The sequence below is a fragment of the Caballeronia sp. GAFFF2 genome, assembly GCF_023631485.1.
Classification (GTDB): Bacteria; Pseudomonadota; Gammaproteobacteria; order Burkholderiales; family Burkholderiaceae; genus Caballeronia.
Map to the genome: position 1 here is coordinate 1 of NZ_JALQDA010000004.1, position 12,355 is coordinate 12,355.

A 12,355-nucleotide genomic window follows, 5' to 3' on the forward strand; every position below is an offset into this window, starting at 1 on the left:
AACAACGCGAAGACGGCACCGGCTATATCGAACCCCACACCCAAACGGACGAACCCGACGCATCGACGACCCCGCTGCATGGAACGACCCAAGACGAGCAGACCGCCCCCCCCCCCGCCCCCCCCCCTTTTTGCATTCGCGCGCGCGAACGGCGTACGCTGGAAAACATCGATCATCCGAATGCTCTACCATGGCGATGCCGTAAGCGCATCAACGATATGAAAGCGAAGCGCTTGGCCGTCACCAAGGAGAGCCAGAATGATCCCGACATGCAGACCACATGTCCGCTGCATCGCAGCCATGATGTGCACGTTGCTCGCATCCTCGGCGGCATTCGCCGATACCATCGCGCTGAAGGCAAATCTGCAGCCATCGAGCGAAGTCCCGCCGCGCGTCAGCAAAGGCCACGGCATGCTCGACGCCACGTTCGACACCGACACCAAGGTCATCACCTGGACCGCGACTTACGCCGAGCTTTCCGGCCCGGTCACGATGGCCCACTTCCACGGTCCCGCGCCCGTCGGTCAGAACGCGAAGCCGCAAGTACCCGCCGACAAACATGCGCTCGCCAGTCCGATGAAAGGTCGGGCCACGCTCACCGAGCAGCAGGTCACGGACCTCATGGCCGGGCAGTGGTATTTCAACATTCACACACAGGAAAACCCGACCGGCGAGCTTCGCGGTCAGGTGATGCCATCGAACTGATCGGCGCGACTCAAAGCCTGAGCCCGCTACGATGAGTTGGCAAAGCGCGTTCGCATGCTGGCTGCTCAAGCGGCAAATGCGGCCGGAAACGGCGAAGCCGACACTCGATGTCGAGCGCGCGCGGACCTACGCATCGCGCCGAATCTGGTTGCCGCGTGTACCGAAGGGATGGCGACTCGATATCGAGCCGGATGGCGAATGGTTGCGCCGCGAGAGCGCCGCGCGTGATCGGCGAACGGTGCTTTATCTCCACGGCGGCGGCTATTACTTTTGCTCGCCGCGCAGTCATCGAGCGATCACGTTCGGTCTTGCGACGCGTGCGGATGCCGACGTGTTTTCGCTCGATTACCGGCTGGCTCCCGAGCATCGCTTTCCGGCCGCGCTCGATGACGCCGTTGCCGCTTACCGCCGCCTGCTCGCGTCGGGCATCGATGCAAAATCGATCGTCATTGCGGGCGATTCGGCCGGCGGTGGCCTCGCGCTCGCCACATTGCTCGCGCTTCGCGATGCACGGGTTCAATTGCCCGCCGGCGCGGTTCTGTTTTCGCCGTGGACCGACCTGACCTGCGGCGGCGCGTCGATGCAAGCAAACGAAGGCCGTGACCCGATGTTCCACGCATCGGTCTTCCCGCGCGTGGCCGCGCTCTATCTCGGCGATGCCAATTCGCGTGATCCCTACGCGTCACCGCTTTTCGGCGATTATCGAGGCCTGCCGCCGCTCCTGATTCAAGCAGGCGACACCGAATTGCTTCTCGACGATGCCACGCGCGTCGCGAAAATAGCGCGCGAAACCAACGTGGATGTGCAATTGCAAATCTGGCGCAACGTCCCGCATATTTTCCAGATCTGGGCGCCATTCATGCCCGAAGCGCGCGATGCACTTACGCAAGCCGCGCGTTTCATAGCGACCACGACGAGCGCCGGCAACGCTCAGCGCCCGCCGATCACCTCGATGGTCTGATACGCGCGCTCGACCGCCGCCGTTCCGTATTGCCGTTCGAGTCTGCGCACAGTGAAGTGTCCGAGCGCCATCTGCTGAAAATGGTCGATGAACACGGTGTTGACCATGGCGCCGAGAACCGCGCCGATGGCCGGAATCGACTTGGCCGCGACCTGCTCGCTGACCTGCACCGAGAAGCGCGACGCGATGGTCTGCAAGAATTTGAGCAGCGCCGTCGAGCCATGACTGCTCAATCCCTTGGCCGCGATTTCGTTGGTCGCGCGCGAGATGGACTGCGCGAGCGCGCCGCGAACGATGAAATAGCCGATGTCGGCGTTATCGTCGTCTTTGTGGGTGCCGCCCATGCCGAGCACCATCATGCATTGCAACTGCGTCTCCACGCGATGCACGTCCTCGCCTTCGCTGCGCGCGATGTCGCAAATCGAGCGAAACATCAACGTGGTCGTGACGGGCAACTCGACGGGCAGCGCAAACAAGCCGAATGCGCCGCCCGCCGCGCCCGTCGTCGCGACGGCGAGTTTGTGCATCAGATTGCGCGGTTTGTCCGGCGGCGGCGCGAGCAGCGAGTCGGACGGCGCGCTGTTGCCGAGCGTGCGCAGCGCAAGCTGCAGGCATTTCTTGAGCGCGACTTGCGTGGCTTCGTCGACTTTCCCCTGAGCCGAGGCTGGAAGCCGTCCCATGAGTTTTTCGATCGGCGCGCCGACCACGCTCGCTAGTTTCATCGTGAGCGAAGGGCTTTCGAGCGCCTCCTTCGCGCGGGACAGAGCGGTGAAATCTTCGGCAGTAAGCGGCGAAGTGATGATGGGCGTCGGTTGCATACGAAAAATGTCCGGGAACGTGCATGAAGAGAGCGGTGGGCCACACGGCTTAGAGCACGCGAGCGTGCTATGATTCCCCATTCTTTGACTCGTCAATAATTGCGTCCACAAAAATGGCCGTTCACACAGCCGCGCATCACTCCAGCGGACAGGTCTTGCCCTTCCGCGAATCGCTCATGGCGATGTTGGGCATCTCTTTCGTCACCATGCTCGTCGCGCTGGACCAGACCGTCGTGGGCACCGCGCTGCCTACTATCGTGGCCGAACTCAAAGGCTTCGATCTTTACGCCTGGGTCGCGACCTCCTATTTGCTGACCTCCGTCATTACCGTGCCTATTTTCGGGCGGCTCGGCGATTACTACGGTCGCAAACCCTTCGTGATCGCTTCGATTATCGTGTTCACGGTGGCGTCCGTGTTGTGCGGACTCGCCAACAGCATGATGTTTTTGGTGCTCGCGCGCGGTTTGCAGGGCATCGGCGGCGGGATGCTGGTTGGCACCGCGTTCGCGTGCATCGCGGATCTGTTCCCGGATTCGGTCGTGCGCCTGCGCTGGCAGGTGCTGATGAGTTCCGCTTTCGGCATCGCCAATGCGGTCGGCCCTTCGCTCGGCGGGATTCTCACGCAGTATTACGGCTGGCGCTCGGTGTTCTACGTGAATCTGCCCGTCGGCGTGCTGTCGCTGTTCTTCGTCTGGCGCTTTTTGCCGCATCTGCGGCATGTGGCGCACGAAGGCAAGATGCGGCTCGACTGGCCCGGCGCCGCGCTGATCGCGGTTGCGCTCGGCGCGCTGCAATTGTTCGTCGAGATGTTGCCGAAGCACGGCATCAGTGTCGAGACGGCGATGCTGTTGGCGGTGGCCATCGTGGCGTCCTACAGTCTGTGGAAGTGGGAACTGCGTTGCAGCTACGCGATTCTTCCCGTCGACATGTTCCGCAACAAGAGCCTCGCCGCGCTGTTCACGCTGGCGATTCTCGGCGGCTTCACCATGTTCTCGCTGCTGTTCTATGCGCCGCTGCTGTTCCAGGGCGGCTTCGGCATGTCGCCGAAAGACGCGGGCATGATGATCACGCCGCTCGTCGTGTTCATTACCATTGGCAGTATCGTGAACGGACGAATCGTGACGCGTCTGAAGAACGCGAATCTCATGTTGTACGTGGGTTTCGCGTTTCTCGCCGCGTCGTGTTTCGGCGTGGTGATCGCGACGCATACGATGCCGCGTTCCATGCTGCTCGTCGTCATGCTGATGGGCGGGCTCGGGCTGGGCTTCGTCATGCCGAACCTCACCGTGTTCGCGCAACAGACCGCGGGACGTCAGCATCTGGGAATTGCGACGGCATTGTTGCAATCGCTACGCATGATCGGCGGAATGATCGGCACGGCATTGACCGGCACGCTCGTGAGCCATCTGTACGCGAGCGGCGTGAGCCTCGCGCTTGAACGAGATCACGCAATGCACTGGCTCGGCGATCTTTCCGATCCGCAAATCCTCATCAATCGCGAAGGACAGGACACGCTGCTCGCGCAGCTTGCGGCTGCGGGTCATAACGGCGCGATGCTGCTCGAATCCGCGCGCGAATCGCTGGTGGCGGCGATCCACATCGGCCTGGCGGTCGCGGCCGTCGTCGCGGTCGTTTCGCTCTGGCAGTCGCGCCGCGTGCCGCCCGTGCGCTTGAAACGAACGCACGAACCGGTCATCCTCGCCGAATGAATTACAACGGAATCGAGAGCATGAACGAACAGGAACGTATCGCGGTGGTGCAGCAGTTTGGGCGGACGTATCGCGCTTTCATGTCGGCGTTCGAAGCAGCCGTCGGCCAGCCAATGCCGCGCTGGCGCATTCTGTTCGCCTTGCATGAGCACGAGGGCGAGGTGTCGCAGAAGAAACTCGTCGAACGCCTGCGCGTGGACCCGGGCGCGCTGACTCGTCAGTTGAAGACGCTGGAAGGTCTCGGCTGGGTCGTGCGCAGCGTGGATGTCCGCGACAATCGCGTGTCGAATGTCGCGCTGACAGCGCAAGGCCGCGCGGCGGCGGAAGAGGGCATGCCGCGCCGCACGGCGTTTCTGCACGACACCATGGCATCGTTGCCGGACGACGCCATCGAGGCGCTGTCGGGCGCGCTTCATATGCTCGAAGCGCGCATTCAGGAAGTCGCGGTGCAAAACGCGGCGAACGCCGCACTCGTCGATACCGCCGCCGAAAAAGCCTGACGCGTCAAAAGAACGTTTCGATCACTTCGGTGACGCGGTATTTAGGATCGACCACGAGCACCTGACGCCACTTGTCGAACGTGAGACACGGGTGCGAGATGTCGAAGGCGATCATGTCGCCGACCTTGAGATCATCGCCGGGCTTGATGCGCAAGTAAGCGTGCTGGTCCATCAGGCCGAAAATTTCCCAGCCTTCATCCGTCGAGATATCGCGTGGCGCTTCCATGCCCGGACGAAAATGCTTCGCCGGTTCCGGCAAGCCCGCGTCGAATGCGGAATCGCGCTTGCCGAGCCCGATGATCGCGCGGTCCGGCTCGGGAATGGACTGCACGTACGCCCACAATTGCAGCGCGGGTTTAAGCCCTTGCCCCATCTTCTTCGCGATGGGATTGCGCGCGAAGATTTCGTTCTGCGCTTTCTTGTAGATGCCGACGTCGTGCGTCAGATAGCAGCCGGGACGCAGCACGACTTCAATGGCGTCGCTGTTCGCCTTGGCGAATTCGTCGGCGACGACGTCGTACCATGCCGATCCCGCGCCCGAGAGAATCGCCGGCTTGCGCGCGATCTTGCCAGCATCGATCAGAGCGCGGGTGGTGTCGACGGCGCTCTTCAAAAAGTCGCGTACCTTCGATTCGTCCTGCAAGACGCCTTCGTATAGTTCGATTCCCGCCAGTTCGATTGTGCCCGGCCAGCGCGCGATGGCCGCGAGCACGGCTTCGCGCTGCGCGTCGTCGCGCACGCCCGTGCGTCCGCCCGGCACGCCGAGTTCGATCAGCACGTTCAGCTTCTTGTGCACGTCGCTGAAGAATGCGCCTAGTTGATCGACGCCATCCGCTGAATCGACGAGACAGAAGAACTCGAAGTTCGGGTCCGTCAGCAGCTCGGCGATCATGCCCATGTTGCGTTTGCCGACGAGCTGATTCGCCAGCAGGATGCGATACACGCCGCCGCGATACGCCGCGCGCACCTGATGCGCCGTGGCGAGCGTGATGCCCCACGCACCGGTGTCGAGTTGGCGGCGAAAGAGTTGCGGCGCCATGGTGGTCTTGCCGTGCGGCGCGAGCTTCACGCCGTACTCTTCGACGAACGCTTGCATCCACTTCAAATTGTGTTCGATGCGCTCTGCATACAGCACGGCGGCAGGCAAGCTCACGTCCTCTTCAAGCAGGTTCCATTGCAGACGCGCCGCGTCCGTCAGGTTGATGCCCGTGCCCGGCACCATGCCGAGACCCTTGCCAAACGGGTCGATTGTCGCGTTCTGATAGTTTGTAACTTTCATGTGCTGCTACTCCATCGTCCGGATGAATAGATTCTGTCGGTACTTAAAATGGCGTCGCGGTTGACGGCATCATGTTACCCAAAGTAGCATTCTCGTTGAAATGTTATTTAGTAACATACACTGTGGGTTAACCCTGTCAGCACTATGAACGGCCACGCCGATTCGCTCACCTTCGATATCGTCGCGCGCATCGCGCAACGCGCGCCCGAATTGCGCAGCGCCGAGCGCAAGGTCGCCGCGCTGATCCTCGACGATCTCACGGGCGCGTCGCGGGCGAGCATCGGCGCGCTTGCGGACAAGGCGGAAGTAAGTATCGCCACGGTCACGCGCTTTGCGAAAGCGGTCGGCTGTCAGGACGTGCGCGAACTCAAGCTGCGGCTCGCGCAGGCGGCGGGCGTCGGGCAACGCTTTCTGAAGCCCGAACCGGACGCCGTGCCTGAAACACTCGCCGCGCGTATCTTCGAGGAGGTGCAGGCCACGCTCGCACAAAATCAGGGTGCGCTGCGTGCCGCGCCCATCGCGCAAGCCGCCGATGCACTCGCGGCTGCGTCGATGATCTACGTGTTCGGCATGGGCGGCGGCTCGACCGCGCTCGCCGACGAGATGCGCTTTCGTCTCGTGCGGCTCGGGCGGCCGGTGGCGTCGTATCAGGACGGACTGCTGCAGCGCATGGTGGCATCGACGTTATCGAGCGAACACGTCGTTGTCGCGCTGTCCGTGACGGGGCAGACGCCGGAGATGCTCGAAAGCTGCCGGATCGCGCGTGAATACGGCGCGTGCGTGATCGCGTTGACCGCGCCGGCGTCGCCGCTGGCGAAGCTCGCGGACTGGCTCATTCCGGTCATCGCGATAGAAACGGATTTCATCTACAAGCCTTCGTCGTCGCGTTACGCAATGATGATGGCGCTCGATCTGCTGGTCACCGAACTCGCGGTGAAGCAGGCCGATCATAGCCGTGAACTGCTGCGCCGCATGAAGCACGCGCTCGATGCGCATCGTGGCGGCGGCGAGCGGCAACCTTTGGGAGACTGACATGGAATCGCCCTCGAAGCAGAAGGCCGATACGTTGATCATCGGTGCGCGTGTGATCGACGGCACGGGTGCGCCCGCGGTCGAGCGCGATGTCGCGGTGCGCGATGGCCGCATCGTCGCCATCGTGGCGCCCGGCGCCCTCGCCAACTGGAACGCCGATGAAGTGTTCGACGCGCAGGGCAAGGTGCTGGCGCCCGGTTTCATCGACGTCCATACGCACGACGACACGCACGTGATCCGCTCGCCGCAGATGATGCCGAAGATCACGCAAGGCGTGACCACGGTGATCGTCGGCAATTGCGGGATCAGCGCGTCGCCGGTGACGTTGAAGGGCAACCCGCCCGATCCGATGAATCTGCTCGGCGACGCCGACGCGTTCAAATATCCGACCTTCGCCGCTTATGTCGATGCCGTCAACGAAGCGCGTCCCGCCGTGAATGTCGGCGCGCTGATCGGCCATACGGCGCTGCGCAACAATCACATGGACCGGCTGGATCGCGCGGCGAACGGCGCTGAAGTGGAAGGCATGCGAGCGCAACTCGAAGAAGCGCTGGATAACGGCGCGCTGGGGTTATCGAGCGGGCTGGCTTATGGTTCGGCGTTCAACGCGCCGCCAGAGGAAGTGGAGGCGCTTGCCGAGCCGCTTGCCAAGGCAGGCGCGCTATACACGACGCACATGCGCACCGAGTTCGATGCAATTCTCGATGCAATGGAAGAGGCGTATCGCGTCGGTCGCCATGCGCGTGTGCCGGTGGTGATTTCGCATTTGAAGTGCGCGGGACCGTCGAACTGGGGACGCAGCGTGGAAGTGCTGAAGTCGCTCGAAACGGTGCGCGAGGGTCAGCCGCTCGGTTGCGATTGTTATCCGTATAACCGCAGTTCGTCGACGCTGGATCTGAAGCAGGTGACGGGCGATATCGACATCACCATCACGTGGTCGGAGCCGCATCCGGAGATGGCGGGCAAGCTGATTCGCGAGGCAGCGGCCGATTGGAACGTGAGCCAGCAGGATGCGGCGAAACGCTTGCAGCCGGCGGGCGCGGTGTATCACAACATGTCGGAAGACGATGTGCGGCGCATTCTCGCGCATCCCGCGACGATGGTTGGCTCTGATGGCTTGCCGAACGATCCGCTGCCGCATCCGCGCTTGTGGGGCGCGTTTCCGCGCGTGCTTGGCCACTACGCGCGCGATACGGCGCTGATGCCGCTCGAAGAAGCGGTGCGCAAGATGACGAGCCTGACGGCGCGGCGTTTCAGCCTGCCCGAGCGTGGCGAAGTGAAAGTGGGTTATCACGCCGATCTGGTCGTGTTCGATCCCGAGCGTGTGCGCGATGCCGCGACCTTCGCGAAGCCGCAGCAGGCGGCGGACGGCATCGACGCGGTGTGGGTGAACGGGGTTTTGACGTATCGCGATGCCGCCGTGACCGGCGCGCGCGCGGGACGTTTCGTGGCGCGCGGCGCGGCATCCAAGCTGGATGCGCAGGGTGCGTTTTGAATTCTTTACGATTGAATCAAGGAGTTGAACGATGAAGCGATATGGCGTTGAAGGCGGCAAGGGACAAGGCGGCGCGCATATGCCGTTTGCACGCGCGGTGGAGGCCGATGGCTGGCTCTTCGTGTCGGGCCAGACGCCGATGGAGAACGGCGAAGTGATCAACGGCGGAATCGTCGAGCAGACGCACAAGGCAATTCAAAACGTGATCGCCATTCTGACGGAAGCGGGATACGGCACGGAGCATGTCGTGCGCTGCGGCGTCTGGCTGGACGATCCGCGCGACTTCGCTTCTTTCAACAAGATCTTCAAGGAGTACTTCGGCGCGAATCCGCCGGCGAGAGCTTGCGTGGTGTCGTCGATGGTGATCGATTGCAAGGTCGAGGTGGATTGCGTGGCTTATAAGAAGGCGTCGGCTTGAACGTCAATGCGGCTCCGGGAAGTCGGAGCCGCATTGGCGAGCTTCACTGCCGCGCCAACCGCGCATTATCCGGCATCGGCAAATTGAAATTCGTCCGGAACGGATTGATATCCAGCCCGCCGCGCCGCGTGTAACGCGCGTACACCGCGAGCCTTTCCGGCTGACATTCCCGCATCACGTCCATGAAAATGCGCTCGACGCATTGCTCGTGAAAACCGGTATGTCCGCGAAACGAAATCAGATAGCGCAGCAAACCCGCGTGATCGATCTGCCCGCCGTAGTAGCGAATCTGCACGCTGCCCCAATCCGGCTGTCCCGTCACCGGGCAATTCGACTTCAGCAGATTCGAATACAGCGTCTCGTCGACGGGTGCTTCGCCATGCGTCGCGCTCAACAGTGAAGGATCGGGCATATAGATGTCCGTATCCAGATCGAGCCTGTCGAGCGACAAGCCATCGAACTCTTCCATCGCGAGCTTGCCGAAATCTGCCGGCGCGGCAAGTTGCACCGATACGGTCGCTCCGCAGATCGCCGATACGTCGCGCTTGATGGCCGCGCGCACGTCGTCGATGGAGTCGAACTTCGTCTGCGCGAACGAGCCAAGGTAAAGCTTGAACGACTTCGATTCGACGATATTCGGCGAATCCGCCGGCACGAAGAACGTCGCCACCGCGATCTGCGGCTTGCCGCGCGCGTTCAGCCACGAAAGCTCGTAAGCGTTCCAGATGTCGGTGCCGAAGAACGGCAGCCGCGCGCCGACGCCGATGGCATCGCGCGCGCTCTTGCGCTCTATCGGAAACAGCAGCGACGCATCGTACTGTTCGGTGTAGTGGACGGGCTTGCCGAGCGGAGATTGTTCGGGTGTCATGTTGCGTTCGCTATGCCGCTGAGAACATGCCCGGTCGGACTCACGCCGCGGGCCGATTCGCAATGGCGAATTTGATCGTCGAAGAAAAAGTCGGGCTCGAATTCACGCAGGAATTCGCCCTTGTCCAGACCGCCCAGGAACATCGCTTCGTCGATTTCGATGTCCCACGCCATCAACGTCCGGATCGCGCGCTCGTGCGCGGGAGCGGAACGCGCGGTGACGAGCGCGGTGCGGATATGCATGGCCGCCTGCTCGCCTTCATTCGCGGCGGCAATGCGTTGCAGCTTGTTCAGCGCTTCGAGCAGCGGCTTCAACGGTCCGCCCGGCAGCGGCAGATCTTTCTTGTTCGTTTCATGGCCGACGAAGGCGAGCAAACCGTCGGCCTGAAACACGCGCTCGGCTTCATCGGAGAAGAGAACGGCGTCGCCATCGAACGCAATGCGAATTTCATCCGCGTAACGGCTCGCTGCGCGCGGCGTTTCCGGCAGCACGCGCGCGGCGGGAAAACCGGCGGCGAGCGCGTCGCGTACATCGTCTGGATTCGCCGATAGAAATAGCGACGCACGCAGCGGTTTCAAGTAGCTGAAGGGCGAACGGCCGCGCGTAAACACGCCGCGTTCGATCGCCAGTCCATGCTCACGACACGAATGGAACGCGCGCAGGCCGCTGATAGGATCGCTGCGCGAAAGAATCACTACTTCCACGCGCTGCTCGCCCGCATTGAGCGCGAGCAGTTTGCGGATGAGTCCGAATGCCACGCCCGGTTTCGCGGGATTGTCCAGCCGCGAGCGTTGCAGCGCTTCGTAACGCGCGAGATCGCCCGCCTCGAACACGCTGTTTTCTTCCTCGAAGTCGAAGAGCGCGCGCGACGAAATCGCGACGACGAGTTTGTCTTCGAGCGTGAACTTGGACATGAAGTCTCGACTTACGCCAGGAACAGCTTGTAGACGGGGTTCTGCTGCTCGTCCCACCACGGATAACCGAGCGTCGCGAGAAAGCGCTCGAACTCGGCGTTATCCGCCCGCGGCACCTGAATGCCAACGAGAATCGAGCTGTAGTCCGCGCCTTGATTCCGATAGTGGAACAGGCTGATGTTCCAGTCCGGCGCCATCGACGAAAGGAAGCGCATGAGCGCGCCCGGCCGCTCGGGAAATTCGAAACGCAGCAGGCGTTCGTCATGCGCGAGCGGCGAATGGCCGCCGACCATGTAGCGAATGTGCTGCTTCGAGAGTTCGTCGTGCGACAGATCGACCGTCGCGAACCCGTGCTCGATAAACGCCGAGCGCATCTGCACCGTCTCGTTGCGCGACTTAATCTGCACGCCGACGAAGATATGCGCGGCCGCCGCATCCGCGATACGGTAGTTGAACTCGGTCACGCTGCGATCGCCGACGAGTTCGCAAAAGCGTTTGAAGCTGCCGCGTTCCTCGGGAATCGTCACCGCGAACACGGCCTCGCGCGCCTCGCCCACTTCCGCGCGTTCCGCCACGAAGCGCATGCGGTCGAAATTCATGTTCGCGCCGGAAGTCACCGCGATCAACGTCTTTCCTTCGATACCTTCGCGTTCCGCATAGACCTTCGCGCCCGCCACCGCGAGCGAGCCCGCCGGTTCGAGCACGCTGCGCGTGTCCTGGAAGACGTCCTTGATGGCGGCGCAAAGCGCGTCGGTATCGACGGTGATGACTTCATCGAGCAACTCGCTGCACAGGCGGAAGGTTTCCTCGCCGACGAGCTTCACCGCCGTGCCGTCCGAAAACAGGCCGACTTCGCTCAAGGTAACGCGCTCGCCCGCCTCGATGGATTGCGCCATCGCGCAGGAATCCTCGGTCTGCACGCCGATGACCTTGATCTCCGGTCTGATCGCCTTGACGTAGGCCGACACGCCCGCCGCCAAGCCGCCTCCGCCGATCGGCACGAAGATCGCGTGAATCGGACCTTGATGCTGGCGCAGGATTTCCATGGCGACGGTGCCTTGTCCGGCGATCACGTCGGGATCGTCGAACGGATGGACGAAGGTGAGGCCGCGCTCTTCCTGAAGCTGCACGGCGCGCGCGTAGGCGTCGCTATACGATTCGCCCGCCAGCACCACTTCGACAGTCGAACCGCCATGCGCGCGGATCGCGTCGATTTTCACTTGCGGGGTGGTCGTGGGCACGGCGATCACCGCGCGACAGCCGAGCCGCGCCGCCGACAAAGCCACGCCCTGCGCATGATTGCCCGCCGACGCCGTAATGACCCCGCGCGCCAGAACGTCGGCGGGCAGGTTGGCCATCTTGTTGTAGGCGCCCCGAATCTTGAAGGAGAACACCGGCTGGTTGTCCTCGCGCTTGAGGTAGACGGCGTTATGCAGGCGCGCGGACAGACTGCGCGCGGGTTCGAGCTCGCTCTCGCGCGCGACGTCATAGACTCGCGCGGTCAGCACTTTCTTCAGGTAGTCGGGATGTGTCATGCGTCGAAATCGTCGCGCAAGCCGGCTGCGCGCTGCTTTTTTGAGGGCGAAAGCATGAATGATAGCGCGGAAGAAGCAGCATTCCGGCTACGACGCCTTATCGCCGACCGACCGGCCGGGC

At 62.6% G+C, this 12,355-nt stretch carries 12 protein-coding genes; 7 read left to right on the forward strand and 5 right to left on the reverse strand.

The genetic code is table 11. The features are described from left to right. Positions 1 to 258 precede the first annotated feature (258 nt). Together NCT04_RS01710 and NCT04_RS01715 are read left to right on the forward strand one after the other, a co-directional pair. Entirely contained in the window at positions 259 to 705 is a 447-nt protein-coding gene (locus tag NCT04_RS01710) for a CHRD domain-containing protein (RefSeq protein ID WP_250462915.1), read from the forward strand. Between the two features lie 31 nt (positions 706 to 736). After that, the gene (locus NCT04_RS01715; RefSeq protein WP_250462918.1) at positions 737 to 1,666 is read left to right on the forward strand and encodes an alpha/beta hydrolase; all 930 of its coding nucleotides are present in this window, start codon (positions 737 to 739) and stop codon (positions 1,664 to 1,666) included. Here NCT04_RS01715 and NCT04_RS01720 read toward each other — a convergent pair. Next, entirely contained in the window at positions 1,636 to 2,484 is an 849-nt protein-coding gene (locus NCT04_RS01720) for an EcsC family protein (RefSeq protein WP_244826944.1), read from the reverse strand. The genes NCT04_RS01715 and NCT04_RS01720 overlap by 31 nt on opposite strands. A 113-nt stretch (positions 2,485 to 2,597) precedes the next feature. Here NCT04_RS01720 and NCT04_RS01725 point away from each other — a divergent pair, with 113 nt between their 5' ends. Together NCT04_RS01725 and NCT04_RS01730 are read left to right on the forward strand one after the other, a co-directional pair. Further along, positions 2,598 to 4,193, forward strand: a complete 1,596-nt coding sequence (locus NCT04_RS01725) for an MDR family MFS transporter (RefSeq protein ID WP_244826945.1) — start codon at positions 2,598 to 2,600, stop codon at positions 4,191 to 4,193. 20 nt (positions 4,194 to 4,213) lie between these two features. Then, entirely contained in the window at positions 4,214 to 4,693 is a 480-nt protein-coding gene (locus NCT04_RS01730) for a MarR family winged helix-turn-helix transcriptional regulator (protein ID WP_250462921.1), read from the forward strand. A gap of 4 nt (positions 4,694 to 4,697) precedes the next feature. On the opposite strand, the gene NCT04_RS01735 is transcribed toward NCT04_RS01730, so the two are convergent. Further along, on the reverse strand, positions 4,698 to 5,972 hold the full coding sequence (locus NCT04_RS01735) for an amino acid deaminase (RefSeq protein ID WP_250462924.1): 1,275 nt from the start codon (positions 5,970 to 5,972) through the stop codon (positions 4,698 to 4,700). Between the two features lie 144 nt (positions 5,973 to 6,116). Here NCT04_RS01735 and NCT04_RS01740 point away from each other — a divergent pair, with 144 nt between their 5' ends. From NCT04_RS01740 to NCT04_RS01750, 3 genes are read left to right on the forward strand one after another with little or no spacing between them, the layout of a single operon-like run. Then, on the forward strand, positions 6,117 to 7,004 hold the full coding sequence (locus NCT04_RS01740) for a MurR/RpiR family transcriptional regulator (RefSeq protein WP_250462928.1): 888 nt from the start codon (positions 6,117 to 6,119) through the stop codon (positions 7,002 to 7,004). Between the two features lies 1 nt (position 7,005). Further along, positions 7,006 to 8,499, forward strand: coding sequence for an N-acyl-D-amino-acid deacylase family protein (locus NCT04_RS01745; RefSeq protein ID WP_250462931.1), 1,494 nt, complete (start codon positions 7,006 to 7,008; stop codon positions 8,497 to 8,499). A 31-nt stretch (positions 8,500 to 8,530) separates the two neighbouring features. Then, the gene (locus tag NCT04_RS01750; RefSeq protein ID WP_244826950.1) at positions 8,531 to 8,917 is read left to right on the forward strand and encodes a RidA family protein; all 387 of its coding nucleotides are present in this window, start codon (positions 8,531 to 8,533) and stop codon (positions 8,915 to 8,917) included. A 43-nt stretch (positions 8,918 to 8,960) separates the two neighbouring features. Here NCT04_RS01750 and queF read toward each other — a convergent pair whose 3' ends face one another. The 3 genes from queF to ilvA are packed head-to-tail and all read right to left on the reverse strand — an operon-like array spanning position 8,961 to position 12,294. Beyond that, complete coding sequence (gene queF, locus NCT04_RS01755) at positions 8,961 to 9,785, reverse strand: NADPH-dependent 7-cyano-7-deazaguanine reductase QueF (RefSeq protein ID WP_244826952.1); 825 nt, start codon at positions 9,783 to 9,785, stop codon at positions 8,961 to 8,963. Further along, positions 9,782 to 10,699: a 5'-nucleotidase gene (locus NCT04_RS01760; protein ID WP_250462936.1), complete on the reverse strand. Its 918-nt coding sequence runs from the start codon at positions 10,697 to 10,699 to the stop codon at positions 9,782 to 9,784. The genes queF and NCT04_RS01760 overlap by 4 nt, the downstream gene beginning before the upstream one ends. Positions 10,700 to 10,710: 11 nt before the next feature. Continuing rightward, positions 10,711 to 12,294 (reverse strand): threonine ammonia-lyase, biosynthetic, encoded by a 1,584-nt coding sequence (gene ilvA / locus NCT04_RS01765; protein WP_350029989.1) that lies wholly within the window; start codon positions 12,292 to 12,294, stop codon positions 10,711 to 10,713. Positions 12,295 to 12,355 lie beyond the last annotated feature (61 nt).